This window comes from Ruegeria sp. CDSA021 (assembly GCF_059612325.1).
The window spans coordinates 43,284-63,512 of sequence record NZ_JBXWQJ010000010.1; the positions used below are offsets into that span (position 1 = coordinate 43,284).

A 20,229-nucleotide genomic window follows, 5' to 3' on the forward strand; every position below is an offset into this window, starting at 1 on the left:
GCAGCCTGCATGTTGCCGGTTACGGGCGGCTCTTAACTCTGGATGGATGACGTGCCTTTGGTCAATCAAGGACCTCATCTGTCCAATATCTCGTCCGCTTCGGTGCGCAAAGCAAATGAAACAACGGGTTTAGACACATTGTGCAGCTCGACCGCGCCTAAAGGCAGGGCATTGGAACAGGCCGGTTCGATGTCTTCAGACACGACAATCCGATGCCCCTTGGTCTTCCCAAACTCTCCAAGGCGCGCGGCAATATTAGCGGCCTGACCAATGACTGTGAAATCAAGGCGCTCTTGAGAACCCACATTGCCATAGGTCACACGCCCATACGCAACCCCGATCGAACAGTCGCAATGCACATCTGTTCCGCCTGTGCGCAGTTCCCCCAGAGTTTCCACGATTTGAATTGCCGAACGTTGGGCGTTCTTGCGGGCTGTACTGGCATTCTCACTTGACGCGGGGAAAACGGCCAACACAGCGTCGCCAATAAACTTCAAAACTTCCCCATCATTGTCATGAACGATGCCCGAGACCGTTTCAAAAAACGCGTTCAGCACCTGGATATAGTCGTGACGCCCCAATTTCTCTTCAAGGCTTGTCGAATTGCGGAGGTCGCAGAACATGATCGCAGCATCAATCTCATCCCCATCTCCGCGGCGGATTTCACCCCCAAGCACACGTGCGCCCGTGCGTTTTCCCACGTAAGTTTCCAGTAAAACCTGCGCGTTTTCACGCTGCATGAACACTTCGTAGTACCGCGCGATAACCGATGAACACTCGAATACAAGCCCCAGGTTTTCGGTGGTGAACCCATCCGGGTGATCGCAGGTCAGGGTCAGAACATTGGTGCGTCCATCGGAAAAGGGCAGCGGCATTGCGACGTAGTCGGTCGCACCCTTGGCCCGTAAATCCTCGATGATCGGGAAGCTGTTTTGCGGGTTGTCTTCGTTCAGCCTTTGCCGCACGCCGCCCAATCCGTTCGAAACGTGCCGCAGCGGGCTGTTGATGAAGGCTGGGTGATCGTGGATTTCGTAAGTCGGAGCGTGGGTCAGAATCTCGCCTTCATCCTTTTCCCAGATATAGTGTTTGCCCGCGATCAGAGGGTGTAGGGACCAGACCAGAATACTCAGGCGTTGGATGGCGATACCATGCTCCAGCATCTTTTCGGCCAGTGCTTTGGTAAAGGTTTCTGGTGTTGTCGCTGTTGACGCACCACGCATAAGCCAGTCGATCAGCGGTCCGCTGATATTGCCGTCATCAGGCGCGCGCAGGTGATTGTCGCCCAGATCAATTCGGGTGTAGGCATTCGGCAGAAACCCGATGCAGCCTTGAATGGCTTTGCTTTCCGGCAGGGCGTCTTCATAGGCCCAGACAGAGCTTGCCAGTGTTTCGCCGGGCAGGCTGATGTCGTGATAAGTGGCGGTGCCCTTGAACGGACAAAAGGTTTGAAGGGCGGTCTCTGAACTCAGATCAACGCAAATATCCTCACGCGGGACATAAATCGTGGGCGGCAGGCGCGTTTCATACATCACCTTGGCGTCGGTGCTTTCTGCCAAAAGGACGTCATCGCGGTAAATGGCTATTTTGCCGGCGAGTGGCTCAACCGAAATTCCATATCCATTCTTTTTTTTTGGTGCGGCGTGGACGTTCATAAGCGACCTCCCTTGCCTTCAATGCTTTCAGAATGGGCGTTCGCATCCAACATTCCAAGAGGCTGCAACGAGAATTTACCGCACGCGAGCGAGGAGCCGGGTAGTTAGATCATCTGAATGACGTCTTTTTCGATCGACAGCATATAGCCTTTTTTTGCGATATTCTTGACCAATAATTCGCTGACCATTTGATTTCCAAGCGCATCGCGCAACCGTTTGATCCGCGTCGCGCCCGCGGCTTCGTCGCAATCGGCGGCATTGCGACCGGAAATCATGCCCTCGATCTGGGCACCGGACAGAACCTCGTCATCAAGCCGGGATTCCGCCAGAACGGACAGGGTTTCCATGGCCGCGGGCGTCAGCTTGAAATCCATGTTGTTGAGGTAGACTGTGTTTTCCTCGCGGCTGATCAGCAGGGACGTCACCTGAATGCCGGTGCGTTCGATCTGTGCCATGCGGCGGTTCAGCAGCACCAGCATAACCAGAAACACCAGCGCCGAAATCATCATCGCACTGGCAAAAACCAGCAGCACATAAATGACCATCCGATAGCTGGACAAGGTGTCGGCAAAGGCGGTGCCGGACTGGGCCAGAATCTCAAGCAACCGGATTTCTGTTTGCGAGGTCAGGTCGGCCTCGACAAACAGCCGCTCGACCCGCGCGTTGAACGCGTTGGCGTCCGGCAGGGTCCAGAAAAGGAAAACGGCAGCGGTGATCAGAATAACGACGATGGCGGCTATGCCCAGCACAACCAGCCGGACACCCGACCGGCGCGCATCAGAAACGGAGATAGAATTGTCCGGCATTGCCTTTCCTCTGATCCAACCCTTCCGGTCCAAAAATGGACTGAACCTCAAGCAGGGTCCAGCCTGACGCGCTCAGGCGCTGGGCGATTTCTGTTCGGGCCTTGCCCTTATCGCAGGCCGAGACCTGAATGACCCCATAATGCAGACGCAGCGGGTTGTCTTTCTTGGCCTTGTAATCCGCATAGCAATCCGCCGCAGACGCGGCAGAGCCAAGCGATATCAGGGCTGCAAAGGTCAGAGAAGGTATGATCTGTTTCATAGGCCGCATCCTGCGCATGAGTTGCCGCGATATTCAATAACCCAAGGGGTTTGCGGGTTCTGATATCCGATAACACCGGGCCGTTATTGCTTGTCTGGACCGCTCGCCCCCAGTGTCAGGGCAATCAGAACGCGGTCTGTCACACGGTCGCCCATACAATCAGAAGGACACGCATCATGCACAAGAAATTCATCGCTCTGATCATTGCGACCGCTGTTGCAATAACCGGCGTCTCGGCCTCTCAGGCGAAGGCGGCAGATGCCAAGGACATTCTGGGTGGTCTGGCGGCCATCGCAATTATCGGCGCCGGAGTTCACTACTATAACAAGGAAAAGAACAAGGATCGGGCAACACGTCATCAGACGTATAATCCGGAACCTTACAAGCCGCAGCCGGTGCGTCCGTTGCCGCCGCGCGTGGCGCGATACGATCTGCCCCAGCGCTGCCTTCGTACATTCAACGGGTATTCACAGGATCATTTGTTGCTGGGTCCGAATTGCCTCAAGAAACACTACAAACATGCCAATAGCCTGCCGAAAGAGTGCAAGGTTGGTTTCTGGAACGGCAAAAAGGTCAAGCGGGCGTATGAACCTGCGTGCCTGCGCCAGAAAGGATACCGCGTCGTTTATCAGTAACATCGGCTGAGCAGGAGCGGTGCCAAAGAAGCGCCGCGAGAAAGAGGGGGGTGTGGGCCGCCCTCTCTTTTTTCTTGCGGTGTCGCGTGAAAAACGTTTTTCCAGTGCAATGACAATGCCGAATTTCGAACTTGAGCAGGCGCTGCAGCAGCGGGGCCATATCCGTATCGCCGGAGTGGATGAGGTCGGGCGCGGTCCGCTGGCAGGGCCGGTTGTGGCCGCTGCCGCGATTCTGAACCCGCATGATATTCCCGAGGGGTTGAATGACTCCAAGAAGCTGACCGCCAAACGTCGGGCCGCACTGGACGCAGAGATTCGCAGCAGCGCCGAATTCGCCGTGGCCGAAGCCACGGTTGCCGAGATTGACGAGATGAACATCCTGCGGGCCTCGCATCTGGCGATGGTGCGCGCGGTCGAGGCACTGTCACCGGCCCCAGATTTCCTGCTGATCGACGGCAACATGATTCCGCGTGGCATGAAAATCCCGGCGCAGGCCGTTGTGAAGGGGGATGCCCGTTCGGTGTCGATTGCAGCCGCTTCGATCCTTGCGAAAAACTGGCGCGATCAGGTGATGGTGGATTTGGCGCAACAGCATCCGGGTTATGGATGGGAAACCAACGCCGGGTATCCGTCTAAAAAACACAAAGAAGCCCTGCAGAATCTTGGCGTGACCCCACACCATAGACGTTCGTTCAAGCCGGTGCACAATATCTTGTATCAAGAGTAAATCGTAAGTCGCTGATTCAAAAAAGAAATTGACGGCGAATCGTCTTTGACTCATCCTTGTCTCAACCAAATGAGCGCAAAAGCGCCGTGGATACTTGAGGCAGTGATATGACAACGACCACCAAAAAGAGCGCAAAAGCGCTCCCTTTAAACACGATTCTATCCGGGGACTGCATCGATGTGATGAACAGTCTGCCCGAGGCGTCGGTTGACCTGATTTTCGCCGATCCGCCCTATAATCTGCAGCTGAAAGGTCAGTTGCATCGCCCCGACAACAGCCAGGTGGATGCGGTTGATGATCACTGGGATCAGTTTTCCAGCTTTGGGGCTTATGACCAGTTCACCCGCGCGTGGTTGAAGGCGGCGCACCGTCTGCTTAAGCCGAACGGCGCGATCTGGGTGATCGGCTCTTACCACAACATATTCCGGGTCGGTTCGGCATTGCAGGATGCAGGATATTGGATTCTGAACGACGTTGTGTGGCGCAAATCGAACCCAATGCCGAATTTCCGGGGCAAGCGCTTTACCAACGCGCATGAGACGATGATCTGGGCCAGTAAACGCGAAGGCGCGAAATACACGTTCAATTACGAGGCTCTGAAAGCGCTGAACGAAGGCGTGCAGATGCGCAGCGACTGGGTGCTGCCGATCTGCACCGGGCATGAGCGTCTAAAGGACGAAAACGGCGACAAGGCGCATCCGACACAAAAGCCGGAATCGCTGCTGCACCGCGTGTTGATTGGCTCGACCAATCCGGGCGATGTGATTTTAGACCCGTTCTTTGGCACCGGAACCACTGGGGCTGTCGCCAAGATGCTGGGCCGAGAGTTCATCGGGATCGAGCGCGAAGATAGCTATCGCAAGGTTGCCGAGAAACGCATCGCCAAGGTCCGTAAGTTCGACCGCGAGGCGCTGGAGGTCAGCGCCAGCAAACGCGCCGAGCCGCGCGTACCCTTTGGCCAGCTGGTCGAGCGTGGGATGCTGCGCCCGGGCGAAGAGCTGTATTCCATGAATCAGCGCCACAAGGCCAAAGTACGCGCCGATGGCACGCTGGTTGGGCAGAATGTCAAAGGCTCGATCCATCAGGTGGGCGCGCATCTGGAAAACGCGCCGTCCTGTAACGGCTGGACATATTGGTGCTTCAAGCGCGATGGGAAAACCGTGCCCATCGACGTGCTGCGCCAGCAGATCCGGGCCGAGATGAACTGATTTCACGAACACCGCCGGTGCCTGTGGCCTGACACAAGGCACTAAGCCTTGCCCCGCCGATCCTACGGCGGGGTCTTTTGTTTTGGCATCAACAGTGATTGCATGACGATAACCCTGACACTGCAAGAAAGATCACGGCCATGACCGAGACGACCGCGCAGCCCCGCCGCAGCCTGTTTTTCACGCAACCCGACACGTTCGATCTGGACAACAAGTACACCGAGGCCGCGCTAGAGCGGCACAAGCGGGAAGGGCTGGAACTGGCCGTGCGCGCGCGCTGGGTTGCGATGGCGTTGACCGGGGTGCTGTTGATTTTTCTGAATCCGCAATGGGACGTGCTCTGGTATCATTTCATCCTGCTGTTGATCTGTGGCAACGGATGGCTGATCCGTCGTGCCGGTCGAGTAGGACAATCCCGAGCCGAGCTGTTTTTGATTTTTGTCGATTTGCTGATCATGACGCTTGGGATGATCGTGCCTAACCCGTTCAGCGATGATGTTCGTCCGCTGGCGATGCAATATCGGTTCGACAACTTCCAGTATTTCTTCATCATTCTGGCAGCCGGGACTCTGGCCTATTCCTGGCGGACGGTCATTGCCATCGGATCCTGGACCGCGATGATGTGGACGGCGGGTTGGATCATTGCCTGGTGGGTGGCAACCCCCATTCCGGGAATCAGCGAAAGCGTTGCCGAGGCCTTGCAGGGCTATCCGGATGTGGCCGAATTGCTGGATCCCAACAGTTTCATGGCCCCTCAACGCATCCAGCAAGTGATCGTGTTCGTCATGGTGGCGGTGACTCTGGGCATTTCGATGCGGCGACTGAACCAACTGGTGATGAACAATGCGGGATTGGAACGGGAACGGGCCAACCTGTCGCGGTATTTTTCGCCCAATGTGGTGGATGAACTCAGCCAGAACGACGAGCCACTGAAACAGGTTCGCAAAGAGAACGTGGCGGTCTTGTTCATCGACATCGTGGGTTTCACCAAATACGCCGCCGGGCGTGATCCCTATGAGGTGATCGAGGTGCTGCGAGGTTTCCACGCCCGTATGGAGACCGAGGTGTTCCGGCACCACGGTACGTTGGACAAGTATCTGGGTGACGGTTTGATGGCGACCTTTGGTACGCCGGTGCCAACGCCCCTGGATGCGAGCAATGCCTTGGGCTGCGCGCGTGCGATGATAAAGGTGATCGACCGCTGGAATCTGGATCGTCGGCGTGCCGGTGAACCTGAGATCCATGTCGGGATCGGGGTGCATTACGGCTCGGTCGTTTTAGGGGACATTGGTGCAAACCGGTTGGAATTTGCTGTGATCGGCGATGCGGTCAATGTTGCGGCAAAATTAGAGGCGCTGACGCGCGAGTTTCAGGCGAATATCGTTGTCAGTGATGATGTGCGGGAACGGGTTGCTGAAGAAAACCCTACGGCGCCGGATGCGATGGACGGTTTCATTGCCCATCGCAACCAACCTGTCCGCGGGGTAGAGGCTCCGATGAATATCTGGGTGATGAAAGGCTGAGGGCCTCTCGCCCATCAGATCAGCATCGAAGATGCCGTCCTGACAGTTGGGCCAGGCAGCGCGCTGGTGCGCGCTGCGGTCACGCTTTGGGCATCGGGTTCAAAGCCTTGTTGTAGGGATGCCAGTCAGTGACCTCAGGGTAGTAGTGGCGCCGCCATTCCCGGACACGCGGGTTCATCACCCGCCGCCACAGTGGAGGGATCATCGCCGCAACGGTCATCACCGGATAGCCGTACGGCAATTGCGGGGCCATGTCCGGGGTATGATGTTGCAGCAGCGGAAATCGACGGTTGGGTTTGTAGTGATGGTCGGAATGGCGCTGAAGATTGATCAGCAACCAGTTTGATGCCTTATGTGCCGCATTCCAGGAATGGCGAGGCAAGACATGTTCATACCGCCCGTCGCCCTGGTGTTTTCGGGTCAGGCCGTAATGTTCGACGTAGTTGACCAGTTCTAGCTGCCAGATCGCGACACCGGCTTGCAGCAGAAACAGGGCCAGACCAGACCAGCCTCCGATCAGTACTGCCAGCGCCAGCATCGCGCCTTGCAGGGCCCAGTATCGCCAAAACGGGTTGGCACGATCCGTCCAGGGACAGTCTTTGCGCGCCAGTTTATCGCGCTCGGCGTTGAAGGCCGAGACCAGGCATTGCCATAATACGCGCGGATAAAAGCGGTGGAACCCTTCGTTGTACCGGGCCGTCACCGGATCGCGGGGTGTGCCCACGTAACGGTGATGGACCAGCAGATGTTCGGACCTGAAATGAGAATACAGAACCATGGCGAGAAGGATATCGCCCAGCCAGCGCTCGCCCCGGCTTTTCTGATGCATAAGCTCATGGCTGTAGTTGATTCCGATTGTGCCTGACAGGACGCCCATACCGAAGAACAGGCCAATCTTTGCGGGCATCGACAGGTGGTTGGTGTGGGTTGCATACCAGATCAGGCCAAAGAGTGTCAGGAATTGAAGCGGCACCCAGAGTTTGGTCAGCAGGATGTACCACTGAAGCATATCGTCGGTTGTATCCGGATTCGCATTCTGCTCGTTCAGGCCAGTGATCCGGTCCAGAACCGCAAACGCCCACCAGGTCGAAAGGGGGATCAACAGGACCCACCATCCCCCGGCAAATGCTGTGAACCAGATCAACGGGATCAACAACAGAGACACCCAGAAAGGGGATGCGGATTGCCAGCGGGACAATGTGCCTGTTGCGATCATCTTCTGTGCTCCGAATTTTCGGGCATAGCCTAGCCGCGACCCGAAAGAATGCACAGCGATCTCATTGTTCTCTCCACAGATCGTAGGCTTTGCGCATCACCGTCGGCAGGTCGCTGGGCTTGAAACTGTGCTTGTCCAGCACTGTCAGGTGTTGGGGGATGCTTTGATCTTCGATATCGGCGGCCCAAACTCTGAGGATCAAATGGAAATGTGTAAAGGTGTGGCGCACCTCGGCGGGCAGGATCGTCCACTGTGCCGGGAAGGGCGCGCGTTCGGATGGGTCATCGTTCCACTGTGATCCGGGCCAGCCCAGCATTCCGCCCAGCAGACCTTTGTCCGGTCTGCGTTCCAGCACCATGGCCCCGTCTGCCCTGCGTGCAATATAGACGTGGCCAAGGCGGGTGGGTTTGGGCTTTTTCGGCGTCTTTCGGGGAAGATCCGCCATGGTTCCCGCGATGCGGGCCTGACAGGGGTCACGCAACGGACATATGCCGCAGGCCGGAGATTTGGGGCTACAGATCGTGGCCCCCAGATCCATAACCGCCTGAGCATAATCCCCAGGGCGGGTGGACGGCGTCAGAGCCTCGGCCTTTTCTTTCAGCAGCGGTTTGGACCCGGGTAAAGGGTCGTGAATGTCATAAAATCGGGCCATAACCCGTTCGACATTGCCATCCAGAACCGTTTCGGGCTGATCAAACGCAATGGCCGAAATCGCCGCAGCGGTATAGGGGCCGATGCCGGGCAGTGCCAGCAAAGCGCGATAGGTGTTAGGGAACTGGCCATCGTGGTCTTGCGCAACAGCACGGGCGCATTTCAGCAGATTGCGGGCGCGCGCATAGTATCCAAGACCGGCCCATTCCCCCATCACTTGCTCATCCTGCGCGGCGGCCAGCGTTTGAATTGTTGGCCAGCGTGTTGTGAAGCGCAGGAAATAGTCGCGGACGGCGGCAACAGTGGTTTGCTGCAACATAACCTCGGACAACCAGACCTGGTAGGGGTCAGGGCGTACACCTACGGCCCGATCTGCGGGGCCGACGCGCCATGGCATGTCGCGGGTGTGGCGGTCATACCACTCCAAAAGCGCGGCGCTGACGGTGAATTCAGGGGAATCACGCAAGTTTTATTCATCTCCTTGTCGGGTTTCGCTGGCACCCGATTGTCTGCCTATTACAATAGCGGTGTAAGAGTGGGAAACCAGATGCAACGCAGACGTTCCTCGACCCGCGGGTTCAAACGCACCGCGTCCTTGCTGAACGATCAAATCCGGCGCGCCGGTGAAAGCCGGGGCTTTGCCGTGTCGCGGTTGTTGACTCATTGGGCCGAGATTGTGGGTCAGGACACCGCTGCCATCGCTCGCCCGGTCAATGTAGGTTATGGCAAGGGCGGCTTTGGTGCGACCCTGACCGTGTTGACCACAGGTCCGCAGGCACCGATGCTGGAAATGCAGAAAGAGCAACTGCGCGGCAAGGTAAACGCGGTTTACGGATACAACGCCATCAGCCGGGTTCGCATCACCCAGACCGCTCCGACCGGATTTGCCGAGGGGCAGGCCAGTTTCGACCACAAAGCGAAGCAAGCAAAACCCGAGATTGCACCTGACGTTGTTGCCGAGGCTGACAAAGTGTCACGCGACGTGAATGATGAAGATTTGCGCGCGGCCCTTGAACGTCTGGGGCGCAACGTTCTATCCAAACAGAAACGCTGAGAAAGGGCTGAGAATGAGCCGTATTGCAACCGTAATCTGTGCGGCCGTCGCCGTAGCCGCAGGCGGCTATTGGCTGTCGCTGTCAAATTCCAATTCGTCCAACTTGCTGGTGAGTACTGCCGAGGCGCAAGAGGCGGATATTGATACCTCGACCATCATCGAAATGGTGCAGGGGGCTGAGGACGCGCCGGTCGAGATCATCGAATATGCCTCGTACACCTGTCCGCATTGCGCGACTTTCCATCAGAGCGCGTATAAGCAGCTCAAGAAAGACTTCATCGATACCGGAAAGGTCAAGTTCACCTATCGTGAAGTGTATTTTGACCGCTACGGCCTGTGGGCATCGATGGTTGCCCGCTGCGCCGGACCCGAAAAATTCTTTGGCATTACCGACGTAATCTATCAGAAACAGTCCGAATGGACACGCGCGGGAGGACCGGCCGAGATCGTTGATGAATTGCGTAAGATTGGTCGTTTGGCCGGTGTCGATGGCGACCAGCTTGAAGCATGTCTGCAAGATGGCACCAAGGCACGCACGCTGGCCGCATGGTATCAGGAAAACGCTGAACGTGATGGTATTCAGGCAACCCCTTCCTTCATTGTGAACGGCAAGAAGGTCGACAATCAGCCCTACGCGGATTTCAAAAAGCTGATCGAAGCCGAGCTTGGCAGCTAATTCTTTACCGGTCGGCCTTATGTGGGTCGACCGGACCTATTTTGGCGATGGCGCTGCGTGCAGCAGCATCTCTTTTACCCTATCGCCTTCCGGTATCTGAAGCCGGACCGGTAGAGTGATCACTTTGTTACGGAAAGCTGCCGGCAGGCGTACGGCGTCTTTCTCGGTCGTGATCATCTGAGCTCCCAGCTGCCGTGCTTCGTTTTCCAGCCGTGTCATCAGGGCCTGGGTCAGGGGTTGGTGATCGTCCAGTGCTTCGGCCCGCACCAGATCGACGCCCAGACGGCGCAGGGTCTGAAAGAACTTTTCCGGGTGCCCGATACCCGCAAAGGCCAGCGCCTGCGTTCCCGCCCAGTCCATACCGGTTTGTAATGGTTCGATGGCCCCGGTGACATGAGGAATCGTCAGTTGGTCTTTATATTGTTCGGCAAAGGCCGTTTGCGCGGTCTCGTCGCCAAGTGACAAAACCAGATCGGCGCGTTGCAGGCCGACGCTTACGGGTTCACGCAAGGGGCCAGCGGGCAGGCACAGGCCGTTTCCAAACCCGCGCTGCGCATCGACAACGATGACCGAGAAATCCTTGGCGACGGATGGGTTTTGAAACCCGTCATCCAGAACGATCACCGTCGCGCCCGCTGCTGCAGCCGCACGGGCGCCTGCTGCCCGGTCCTTGGCCACCCAGACTTCGCCGAACATTGCCAACAGCAGCGGCTCATCTCCAACCTCGGTGGCTGTGTGTTTGGCCGGATCGACCTGCACCGGGCCTTCCAAAGACCCCCCATGTCCGCGTGTGACAACATGCGGTTCGTGCCATGCACTCCTGAGCTGTTCGAGGGTCCAGATCACGGTGGGTGTTTTGCCGGTCCCACCGGCATTGAGGTTGCCGATGCAGATCACCGGTACACCCGGCTTATCCCCGGTTTCCGAGGCGACCCTGCGGGCTGTCACCGCTGCATAAAGATGTCCAAGTGGCGCCAGCAGACGCGCCCTCGGGTCCGGTTGATCCGGCGAGGTGTTCCAGAAGTCAGGTTCCCGCATGTTCCGCACTCCGCTGATCCAGAATATCCTGAACCATTTCGATCAGGGCATCCGCCTGCGGTGCGCCTTCGGTTATCATCCGCCATCCTGCCAGTGCCATATCAGCGGCAAGATCCGGCGCGAGGAGCTGTACAAGGGCATCGCCCAGCTCGGTTGCCGTCTTGACCTCTTTGGCAGCACCCGCCTGCCGTATCTGAGAATACAAGGCGTCATGGCGATGTACAAACGGTCCGTGAATGATGGCAGATCCCAACGCAATCGATTCGGACGGATCACGCCCACCCGCTCCGCGCTCCAACGAACTGGCCAAGAAGGTCACAGAGGATACGCGGTACCACAGCCCCAGATTTTCGGGGTCGGCGGTCAGAACCACCTGCGTGGTGTCTTCGATCAGACCGCCGTCGTCCCAATTGGCACATCGCAAGTCCATCGATTCCAGACGCCGTTTCAGTGGCCCAGCTTCCAATTCGTCAGCCACGTGCAGCACCAGCACCAATCGGTGCAGCATTCGAAGCGCCTGCCGATGGGCCGTCAGAACCGAGATAAACTCCTTGTCCTGAACCCATGCTGCCAGCCAGACCGGACGCCCGGCAAGGGTGTGGTTGGTCTCGATCAGCTCATCTTCGGGCCAGGGCCGGGGGTTGGGGCTGATGCGCAAAGGGGGCGAGTCGTGGACTTTGGAGGAGTGAATGCCAAGGCGGCGAATCTGGCGGGCTGTTTCTGGCGATGCCGTCATGATTTTGTGGAAACAGTCGAACGTTGCACGGGTGATATCCGGCAACCAGCGCGCGCTTCGGGGGAGGGTGACACTGAACTGGGCATCGAACAATACCAGCGGAATGTCTTGTTCTTCGGCTCGGGTCAGGATGTTGGGAAGCAGATCGCCCCCCACCCATAGCCCCATTGAAGGGCGCCAGTGTTCCAGAAACCCACGTACTGCTCCGCTTTGGTCCTGAGGCAGGTTGATCAAAGGGATATCACGGTGCGGCCAGGTGTCCAATTCCGCGTCCGGTGGCGCGGTGAGGACAAAACCCAGTTCGGATCGAACCTGTAACAGTCGGCGACAAAAGTCGCTTACCGCCCGCAGACGTCCCGGTGTGGCGATATGAATCCAGAGAAGCTCGCCATCAGGACGTGGTTGATCAATGCGCTGACTGGCGCTGTTGCGCATTCCCCAGGACAAAACCCTGTAGGCCGCCAAACTCAGGGATCGCGGCTTGCTCATGCCCCGATCCCGGGCCCGGTCGGATTCAGCCGTTTTGACAGTTCTTCATGCAGCCACGCGTTCGCCGCGATGACGCCGTTCAGCCTTGGGCGGGCGTTGTTGAACACCAAGGGTTGCCCCGCCCGGTCGGAACACACGCCGCCTGCCTCTCGGATAATCAGGTCACCGGCGGCGATATCCCATTCCCAGCTGGGGCGCAGAGTCAGCATCGCGTCGAACCGCCCCTGCGCGACCAGAGCCATGCGATAGGCCAGAGACGGGCGATATGCGCGTTCGAAATCGGGTACATGCCCGTCCCGCCAGTGCTGCGTGTCGAGATTTGGTTTGGCAGCCAGAACTTCCGACCGTTGCAAGTCTGCAATGGTCGAGGTCGTGATTGTCTCGCCGTTCAGCGTAGCGCCCTCTCCCTGGGCGGCGGCATAGAGCAGATCCCGCATGGGGAGATAAACCACAGCGGCCATCACGCGACCTTCATCGGCGACGGCGATGGAATGCGCCCAAGTGCGTGCGCCCTCGGCGAAACTGCGGGTGCCGTCAATCGGATCGATGATGAAGGCATTGCGGCACTCCAGCCGCTCGGACGTGTCCTCGGACTCCTCGCTCAGCCAGCCATATCCCGGTCGTGCGGCGCGCAGCCGGTCCTCGAGCATTGCGTTTACGGCCAGATCGGCCTCGGTCACTGGACCGGCACCATCGGGTTTGTCCCAGCGCCGGGCCTGTGTCCCGGAATACCGCGTGGCGATCTTGCCGGCCTCCAGCGCCGCGTCAATCAGCAGGGACAGGTCAGTTGCCGGCAAGTGTCATTCCTTCGATCAGCAACGATGGAACCACGCGCGACAGATACGGGCGGGCGTCATTTGCGGGAATGATCCGGCGCAACATGTCCCGCAAATTACCTGCGATGGTGCATTCATTGACCGGATGTGTGATCTCGCCATTTTCCACCCAGAATCCTGAAGCCCCACGAGAATAGTCACCGGTGTTGGGGTTGATCGTCGACCCGATCATGGATGTGACCAGCAATCCGGTGCCCATGTCACGCAAAAGATCAGCGCGGCCTTTGTCGCCCTGCGTCAGGCTGAGGTTCCAGTTGCTGGGAGACGGCGGGCCGGACACGCCACGCGCAGCATTGCCTGTCGACACCATGTCCAGTTTGCGCGCGCTCGACAGATCCAGCGTCCACCCGGTGAGGATACCATTTTCCACAATTGACCTGCGTTGCGTCGGCAAGCCCTCGGCATCAAAAGGGCGCGAACCCGAGATGCGCGGGCGGTGGGGGTCTTCGATCAGGGACAGATGCGCGGGCAGAACCTCTTGCCCCAGACAATCCTTGAGCCAGGACGCACCCCGTGCAATTGCCGCACCATTGCTGGCGGCCAGCAGATGACCGATCAGTGAAGACGAGATGCGCTCATCAAACAACACAGGGAAACTGCCGGTCTCAGGCTTGCGCGCGCCGACCTGCTGCACAGCACGTTCACCCGCCGTGCGCCCAATCTCTTCCGCGCTGCGCAGGTCGGACTGAAACGTCCGGCTGTCACCGTCATAGTCCCTTTCCATCCCAGTGCCTTCGCCCGAGATCGCAACGCAAGAAACAGACCGGCTGCTGCGCTCATATCCGCCGGTAAACCCGTTTGTGGCGGCCAGATGCACGCGGTGAGTTCCATAGCTTGCAGCCGCATCTGATACCTGAGTGACACCCGGCACAGCCAATGCTGCGGCTTCGGCCGTCAGAGCATCCTGCATCAGGGCTTCGGCGGATGGAGCAGGGGCAGGGTCCAGCAACTCCAGCGATTGTGCATCCCAGTTGCTCACCAACTGGTCGCGTTCAGCCAGCCCGGAAAACGGATCTTCCGGGGCTTCTTTGGCCATGGCCACAGCGCGTTCGGCCATTGCATGCAGGGTTTCCAGGCGACTGTCGGAACTGGATACGATGGCGGACCGTTTCCCCAGAAAGACCCGCAACCCCAGATCCGTACCTTCCGAGCGTTCCGCATGTTCCAGCGCTCCGCCCCGTACTTCGACCGCAACCGAGGAGCCATCAAGCACGATGGCATCCGCAGCTTCTGCGCCTGCTTTGCGGGCCACATCAAGCAATTGCTGGCTGATTTCTTCTGGTGTGCGGGTCATGAGGCCTCCGGGTTTATTTCCAAGGACCTAGCCTTGGACTGCCCGTCTCGCAAGACCCGTGACCGGATTGTGTGATGAGGATCGTGATGAACCCACCCTGGTTCAGAGATTTGGGCCGGGAACGGTGGAAAAAGGGCCGTAAGATACACGGCCCTTTTTTAAACTTTACTTGATGCGCTGGCCATTTGCCAGAATCTGACCATCTTCGGTGAATTCGATGGTTGAATTCAATGTGTCCGGTTCTTCGCCCGGAACCGCCATCAGACCCATCATCATCCGGGCACCCAAGGCGTCATTTTCCGAAATGATGCCCATGCTGATCAGGGTGTCGATCAACTGGTTGGCACCGACAAGTTTCAGGTTCGCAACGCCGCTTGGGCTGGGCAAGCCATCGAATTCTTCGGTGTTCGAGTTGTCGAACGCAAAATCGCCGTCACCTGTCAGTTTTGCACCGACCAGAGACACCAGCAGTTCATTGATTTTCAGAGAATGCAGTTCACCCGGAGCTTCTTCTGTCTCGAGGTCGATTTCAGGGTCGAAAATGTTCATCAGAACTTTCGCCGTGCCGGTCGCATCCAGCGCGATTGTCGCGGGATCACGCGGCAGCGCGCCTGCAGGATCGAAAATGCCCCACAGCACGTCTGACATCGTGAAATCGGTCAGATTGAACCCCAGACCAAACGGCTGAACCTCGTCTGACTGCTGAACCGGGAACTCAAAGTTGAGCCCGGCATTGGCCATTGAGATCTCAATCGGGAAGGGCAGGTCTGCAGTCGTTACCGCCAGCGTCGTGCTGTTTTGGTCGATATCATAGACCAGCTTTTCGGCATCGATGGCGGCAGCAAAGCGTCCACCTTCCGAGGTGCTGTTCATCGAGAACGCCTGACCTTCGCTGGTGCCGCTCAGATCAGTACTGCCTGAAGCATAGGTAAAGATCCCGTCGAACGCAAAACCGGCTTCGTAAAACGCTTGCGGGTCAGAAAGATCAAAATCCGTCGGAAATACGTTTTCGCCCTCGAACGCCAGTTGGTCCAGTTGACCGTTAATCAGGCCAGTTTCGCCGCTTTCGGGATCCTGAAAGCTCATGTTGTAGGTCAGGCTGGCTGCGTTGAATGTCTGGGTGAGATCACGGTTTTCACCGATCTGCATCCGCGAGCTACCGGTCAGATCATCGGCCTCAACCGCCAGGTCAAAGACGTCATCCGGAACTGCCTCGCCGTCAACCTCGACCGAGTCCAGTGACACACCGAGCGTATCGGCGGTGTAGTCATAGGTCATGTCTTCGGGCGTACCCGAGGCGACCATGTTCAATTGGCTGTGAGAGTAAGTCACGGTAGCCGCAAAGTCGCCTTCTTCGGCTTGACCGGTGACTCTCATGGGAAAGTTCTCGGGCACTCCAATCGTCACGGTTCCGTCACCGTTTTCGCTCAGCGTCATCTCGGGCATGACCATCTGGAATTGCCCATCTTCTTCGGGCAGAGCCATTGAAAGCGTCATGTTTGAAATCGTGGTCACACCGCCCGCCGAGCTTTCGTCGCCAGTGATGGTGTAGCCCATCGAGGTGAAATAGCCTTGCCAGTTGGACCAGACATCATCAGCCGTCAGGTCGGCAAACGCAACCTGAGTGGCAACGGCATAGGCCAAAGCTGCACCACAGCTGCGGCGGAGGAAAACGGACATAAGGTAACCCTTCTTGATCAATTTGTGGCGCATGGTCGGGTTTGTGGCGGGTATCGTCAAGGGGCAAGGGCTGGACCCTTTCCCCGTTTCCGCGCTACGGCTGTTGCCGACAGCAATTGCAACGCGTGAGGAGGGGCAGATGCAGGGTAAAACGGTTCTTATTACAGGGGCTAGCCGGGGAATCGGGGCTGAGGCAGGGCGCGTATTTGCCGCAGCCGGAGCCAATGTGGCCCTGGTGGCGCGCAGCCACGATCAGATCGATGCTCTGGCAGCGGCCTTGGGCGATCAGGCTATCGCTTTAGCGTGTGATGTCAGCGACTTCGCACAGGTCGAGCAGGCCGTGGCCACCTGTGTGGATCACTTCGGCGGGTTGGACGTTCTGATCGGCAATGCCGGTGTGATCGACCCGATCTTTCATCTCGCGAATGCTGATACAGAGGCATGGAGCAAGGCCATCGACATCAACCTCAAAGGTATCTTTTACGGGATGCGCGCTGCCTTGCCGATCATGCGGGCCGCTGGCGGAGGGAGCATTCTCACCATTTCGTCCGGGGCAGCGTCGAATCCGGTTGAGGCGTGGAGCCACTATTGCACGTCCAAGGCCGGGGCCAAAATGCTTACGGAATGCTTGCATCTGGAAGAGGCCCATAATGGCATTCGCGCCATGGGTCTGTCACCGGGAACCGTGGCCACGGATATGCAGCGGTCAATCAAGGCCAGCGGCATCAACCCGGTCAGCCAGCTGGATTGGGATATTCACATCCCCGCAGATTGGCCTGCACGAACGCTGCTCTGGATGTGTTCCGATGATGCGAATGAGTTTTTGGGCACCGAAATCTCGCTGCGGTTGGAGGATATCCGCAAACGGGTTGGGCTAATATGATCAATCTGACCAAAGTGGATGGCCTGTGGACCGTCACGATCAACAACCCGGACAAGGCCAACGCTTTGACAGGGGCCATGCTGACAGAGCTGGCCGAGATCGCCGAAGCCGCGACTGAAGCGAAGGCGTTGATCCTGACAGGTGCGGGCAAGGTGTTCAGTGCCGGTGCCGATCTTGACGAGGCGCGTGCCGGTCTGGCCACGTCGGATGTCTGGGAGCGCCTGTCTGGCGCCATCGCGGCGCTGCCCTGCCTGACCGTTGCGGCGTTGAACGGCACTTTGGCTGGCGGGGCCAACGGAATGGCTCTGGCCTGTGACCTGCGCATCGCGGTGCCCTCGGCCAAGTTTTTCTATCCGGTGATGAAACTGGGATTTCTGCCGCAACCCTCCGATCCCAAGCGGTTGGCGGCTTTGGTCGGACCGGCCCGTACCAAGCTGATTCTGATGGCGGGTCAGAAAATCACCGCACAAGAGGCGTATGAGTTTGGTTTGGTGGACCGGATTGTCGAGGCTGACCACCTGATGCAAACCGCACGCGATCTGGTGACGGATAGCGTCAACGCCGACCCGAAGATTGCCGCCGGAATTGCAAGGTTGTGTTCATGAGGATGTCAGCCTTGCGCCTTCGGGTCGGTGATCCGGACCGGCTGGCCGCGTTCTACCGTGACATGCTGGGGATGTCGGTCCGCAGTGAAGGTCTGAGCCATCGCGTAGGTTATGAAGGCCAGGATGCGGATCTGCTGCTGTTGCCGGGCGGCGGCGGGTACACCCACGACCGAGGTCAGCGCTATTGGAAGATCGGCATCACCGTGCCGGATGTTGACCTTGCTGTCGCCCATCTGCGCGCGTGCGATGTTCCGGTGAGTGCGCCAAACCAGTTTCTGGATATCGGGTATATGTGCCATCTGGCCGACCCCGAAGGGTTCGTTATCGAGCTGCTGCAACAGGATTTCGAAGGCAACCGCCCTCCGCAAGCCGCTGATCCCGATGCGCCGTTCGCGCAGGCCCGGATCGGTCAGATCACCCTACGAACCGGGGATATCGCCTCCGAAGACTCATTTTGGCGCGCGCAAGGTATGTCGTTGTTGTCGATGCAAGAGGTTGCTCCATACGGCTTTGACCTGCATTTCTATGCCTTTACGCAGGAAACGCCTCCGAACCCCGATCTGTGGGCGGTTGAAAACCGCGAATGGCTTTGGAAGCGACCTTATACAACGCTGGAATTTCAGCACGTTGCGGGGGCTCAATTCGCGCCTGTGCCAGATTATCAGGGCATTGAAATCGAAGGCATGTCTAAATCTCTGACCGATGCCTTTGGCGACCCGATCCTTCCGGGCTGATCACCGTACGCGCCGTTTTCCCGGAACTTTCGAACGAAAGCCGGGCGGGCGTTTTCGGACCCAGTTCAGGAACTTTTCAAGCCTTGGATGCGCGCGCAGGGCCTCGACCGTGTTGTAGTTGCGCGCCAGTTCGGCCTCGGTCAGGGTGGCATGGACTTCTTTGTGGCAGATCTGATGCAACAGAACCGTTGGTCCGCCCTTGCCTCCTTTGAGTTTTGGGATCAGATGATGCAGGCTGCCGCCTAAGTTGGGGATTGGGCGGTCGCAAAGCGGGCAGATCGGATCGCTGTTCGTCATGATGGTTTGAAACTTGCGCCTAAGAACGGCGAAGGCAAGAGGATGTGAATGGCGCAGGCAGTGGTGATCGGAGCAGGCCCCGCCGGATTGATGGCCGCCGAGCAACTGGCTGCCGCAGGGCATTCTGTGCTGGTGGCCGAGGCCAAGCCGTCAGTCGCGCGCAAGTTTTTGATGGCTGGAAAATCTGGGCTGAACCTAACCAAGGACGAGCCATTCGACACCCTGATCCAATCTTATGGCGAGGCTGCGGATTGGTTGCAGCCGATGATTTCCGCTTTCGATGCCGAAGCGGTGCAGCATTGGGCGCGTGATCTGGGCCAGCCCTTGTTCACAGGCTCAACCGGTCGGGTTTTTCCCGAGGCTATGAAGGCCTCACCCCTTTTGCGGGCCTGGCTGGCCCGGTTGGGCGATGCAAGGGTCGAGGTCAAAACTCGCTGGCGCTGGACAGGCTGGGAAGGTGAGGCGCTGATGTTCGACACCCCGGACGGGAAGCAAGGCGTTTCGGCAGATGTCGTCGTGCTGGCGTTGGGCGGGTCAAGCTGGGCGCGCCTTGGCTCGGACGGTCAATGGGCCCATGTTCTTGCCAGCAGAGGTGTAGCTCTGGCTCCTTTCGAGCCTGCAAATTCAGCTTTATCCGTTGAATGGAGCTCTCACATGCAGCCGCATTTGGGGGCAGCGTTGAAATCTGTTCGGTGGATGGCAGGCGATTTTGAAAGCCGTGGCGAAGCCGCGATTTCTGCAAAAGGGCTGGAGGGCGGCGGGCTGTATACACTCACCCCGGCCTTGCGCGCAGGGCTGCCGTTGTTTGTGGATTTGGTGCCCGATTTGGATCAGCAGATTCTACAAGCGCGCTATGCCGCGAAACGGTCGAAAGCCACCCTGTCGCAGTGGTTGAGGAAGTCGCTGAACCTGTCCCCTCAGAAAGTCGCGTTGTTTCACGAGATGGCGAAACGCAGCGGTGTAGCTCAGTCCGATCAGGTTGCCGCGTTGAAGAACCTTCCCATCCTGCACGCGGGTCTGCGTCCGATGGACGAAGCAATCTCGACGGCAGGGGGCGTGAAGAGGGCGTCTTTGGATGATGGGTTAATGCTGACCGCGTTGCCGGGTGTGTTCTGCGCCGGAGAAATGCTGGATTGGGAGGCCCCCACAGGGGGCTATTTGCTGACGGCCTGTCTGGCCACCGGACGATGGGCCGGTCTTGCAGCCGCAGATTGGCTGGATAAGAAGTAG

General features: G+C 58.2%; 21 protein-coding genes. 10 read left to right on the forward strand and 11 right to left on the reverse strand.

The window, feature by feature from the left end:
• Positions 1–74 precede the first annotated feature (74 nt).
• From AC2FLD_RS14165 to AC2FLD_RS14175, 3 genes are all read right to left on the reverse strand, one after another.
• Complete coding sequence (locus AC2FLD_RS14165) at positions 75–1,652, reverse strand: DUF427 domain-containing protein (protein WP_496670085.1); 1,578 nt, start codon at positions 1,650–1,652, stop codon at positions 75–77.
• Between the two features lie 104 nt (positions 1,653–1,756).
• Entirely contained in the window at positions 1,757–2,458 is a 702-nt protein-coding gene (locus AC2FLD_RS14170) for a winged helix-turn-helix domain-containing protein (protein WP_496670084.1), read from the reverse strand.
• Complete coding sequence (locus AC2FLD_RS14175) at positions 2,430–2,717, reverse strand: hypothetical protein (RefSeq protein ID WP_496670083.1); 288 nt, start codon at positions 2,715–2,717, stop codon at positions 2,430–2,432. Before AC2FLD_RS14175 ends, AC2FLD_RS14170 begins: the two co-directional genes overlap by 29 nt.
• Positions 2,718–2,893: 176 nt before the next feature.
• Here AC2FLD_RS14175 and AC2FLD_RS14180 point away from each other — a divergent pair, with 176 nt between their 5' ends.
• From AC2FLD_RS14180 to AC2FLD_RS14195, 4 genes are all read left to right on the forward strand, one after another.
• A complete protein-coding gene (locus AC2FLD_RS14180; RefSeq protein ID WP_496670082.1) occupies positions 2,894–3,352 on the forward strand; it encodes a hypothetical protein in 459 nt (152 codons plus the stop codon).
• A gap of 109 nt (positions 3,353–3,461) precedes the next feature.
• Complete coding sequence (gene rnhB, locus AC2FLD_RS14185; protein WP_050604909.1) at positions 3,462–4,079, forward strand: ribonuclease HII; 618 nt, start codon at positions 3,462–3,464, stop codon at positions 4,077–4,079.
• Between the two features lie 107 nt (positions 4,080–4,186).
• Positions 4,187–5,287 carry a site-specific DNA-methyltransferase gene (locus AC2FLD_RS14190; RefSeq protein ID WP_050604910.1) on the forward strand — a complete coding sequence of 367 codons (1,101 nt, stop codon included), beginning with the start codon at positions 4,187–4,189 and terminating at the stop codon, positions 5,285–5,287.
• Between the two features lie 140 nt (positions 5,288–5,427).
• Positions 5,428–6,810, forward strand: coding sequence for an adenylate/guanylate cyclase domain-containing protein (locus tag AC2FLD_RS14195; RefSeq protein ID WP_496670081.1), 1,383 nt, complete (start codon positions 5,428–5,430; stop codon positions 6,808–6,810).
• 79 nt (positions 6,811–6,889) lie between these two features.
• On the opposite strand, the gene AC2FLD_RS14200 is transcribed toward AC2FLD_RS14195, so the two are convergent.
• Together AC2FLD_RS14200 and mutY are read right to left on the reverse strand one after the other, a co-directional pair.
• The gene (locus AC2FLD_RS14200) at positions 6,890–8,026 is read right to left on the reverse strand and encodes an alkane 1-monooxygenase (RefSeq protein WP_496670080.1); all 1,137 of its coding nucleotides are present in this window, start codon (positions 8,024–8,026) and stop codon (positions 6,890–6,892) included.
• A 61-nt stretch (positions 8,027–8,087) separates the two neighbouring features.
• A complete protein-coding gene (gene mutY / locus AC2FLD_RS14205) occupies positions 8,088–9,143 on the reverse strand; it encodes an A/G-specific adenine glycosylase (RefSeq protein WP_496670079.1) in 1,056 nt (351 codons plus the stop codon).
• A gap of 81 nt (positions 9,144–9,224) precedes the next feature.
• Here mutY and AC2FLD_RS14210 point away from each other — a divergent pair, with 81 nt between their 5' ends.
• Both AC2FLD_RS14210 and AC2FLD_RS14215 read left to right on the forward strand, forming a co-directional pair.
• Positions 9,225–9,731: a DUF721 domain-containing protein gene (locus AC2FLD_RS14210; RefSeq protein ID WP_496670078.1), complete on the forward strand. Its 507-nt coding sequence runs from the start codon at positions 9,225–9,227 to the stop codon at positions 9,729–9,731.
• 13 nt (positions 9,732–9,744) lie between these two features.
• A complete protein-coding gene (locus AC2FLD_RS14215; RefSeq protein WP_496670077.1) occupies positions 9,745–10,407 on the forward strand; it encodes a DsbA family protein in 663 nt (220 codons plus the stop codon).
• A 36-nt stretch (positions 10,408–10,443) separates the two neighbouring features.
• Here the strand turns inward: AC2FLD_RS14215 and lpxK are convergent, their stop codons facing one another.
• The 5 genes from lpxK to AC2FLD_RS14240 form a co-directional block, all read right to left on the reverse strand.
• Positions 10,444–11,445 (reverse strand): tetraacyldisaccharide 4'-kinase, encoded by a 1,002-nt coding sequence (gene lpxK / locus AC2FLD_RS14220; protein ID WP_496670076.1) that lies wholly within the window; start codon positions 11,443–11,445, stop codon positions 10,444–10,446.
• A complete protein-coding gene (locus tag AC2FLD_RS14225; protein ID WP_496670075.1) occupies positions 11,432–12,670 on the reverse strand; it encodes a 3-deoxy-D-manno-octulosonic acid transferase in 1,239 nt (412 codons plus the stop codon). The genes lpxK and AC2FLD_RS14225 overlap by 14 nt, the downstream gene beginning before the upstream one ends.
• Complete coding sequence (locus AC2FLD_RS14230) at positions 12,667–13,467, reverse strand: inositol monophosphatase family protein (protein ID WP_496670074.1); 801 nt, start codon at positions 13,465–13,467, stop codon at positions 12,667–12,669. Before AC2FLD_RS14230 ends, AC2FLD_RS14225 begins: the two co-directional genes overlap by 4 nt.
• Positions 13,454–14,800 carry a TldD/PmbA family protein gene (locus tag AC2FLD_RS14235; RefSeq protein ID WP_496670073.1) on the reverse strand — a complete coding sequence of 449 codons (1,347 nt, stop codon included), beginning with the start codon at positions 14,798–14,800 and terminating at the stop codon, positions 13,454–13,456. Before AC2FLD_RS14235 ends, AC2FLD_RS14230 begins: the two co-directional genes overlap by 14 nt.
• Positions 14,801–14,965: 165 nt before the next feature.
• A complete protein-coding gene (locus tag AC2FLD_RS14240) occupies positions 14,966–16,480 on the reverse strand; it encodes a DUF2125 domain-containing protein (protein ID WP_496670072.1) in 1,515 nt (504 codons plus the stop codon).
• Positions 16,481–16,619: 139 nt separating this feature from the next.
• Here AC2FLD_RS14240 and AC2FLD_RS14245 point away from each other — a divergent pair, with 139 nt between their 5' ends.
• From AC2FLD_RS14245 to AC2FLD_RS14255, 3 genes are read left to right on the forward strand one after another with little or no spacing between them, the layout of a single operon-like run.
• Complete coding sequence (locus AC2FLD_RS14245) at positions 16,620–17,363, forward strand: SDR family oxidoreductase (protein ID WP_496670126.1); 744 nt, start codon at positions 16,620–16,622, stop codon at positions 17,361–17,363.
• Positions 17,360–17,968, forward strand: coding sequence for an enoyl-CoA hydratase/isomerase family protein (locus AC2FLD_RS14250; RefSeq protein WP_496670071.1), 609 nt, complete (start codon positions 17,360–17,362; stop codon positions 17,966–17,968). The genes AC2FLD_RS14245 and AC2FLD_RS14250 overlap by 4 nt, the downstream gene beginning before the upstream one ends.
• Positions 17,965–18,702 carry a VOC family protein gene (locus AC2FLD_RS14255; RefSeq protein ID WP_496670070.1) on the forward strand — a complete coding sequence of 246 codons (738 nt, stop codon included), beginning with the start codon at positions 17,965–17,967 and terminating at the stop codon, positions 18,700–18,702. The genes AC2FLD_RS14250 and AC2FLD_RS14255 overlap by 4 nt, the downstream gene beginning before the upstream one ends.
• Here the strand turns inward: AC2FLD_RS14255 and AC2FLD_RS14260 are convergent, their stop codons facing one another.
• The gene (locus tag AC2FLD_RS14260) at positions 18,703–18,999 is read right to left on the reverse strand and encodes an HNH endonuclease (RefSeq protein WP_496670069.1); all 297 of its coding nucleotides are present in this window, start codon (positions 18,997–18,999) and stop codon (positions 18,703–18,705) included. It lies immediately after the preceding gene.
• A 48-nt stretch (positions 19,000–19,047) separates the two neighbouring features.
• On the opposite strand from AC2FLD_RS14260, the gene AC2FLD_RS14265 reads away from it, so the two are divergent.
• Positions 19,048–20,229 carry a TIGR03862 family flavoprotein gene (locus AC2FLD_RS14265; protein WP_496670068.1) on the forward strand — a complete coding sequence of 394 codons (1,182 nt, stop codon included), beginning with the start codon at positions 19,048–19,050 and terminating at the stop codon, positions 20,227–20,229.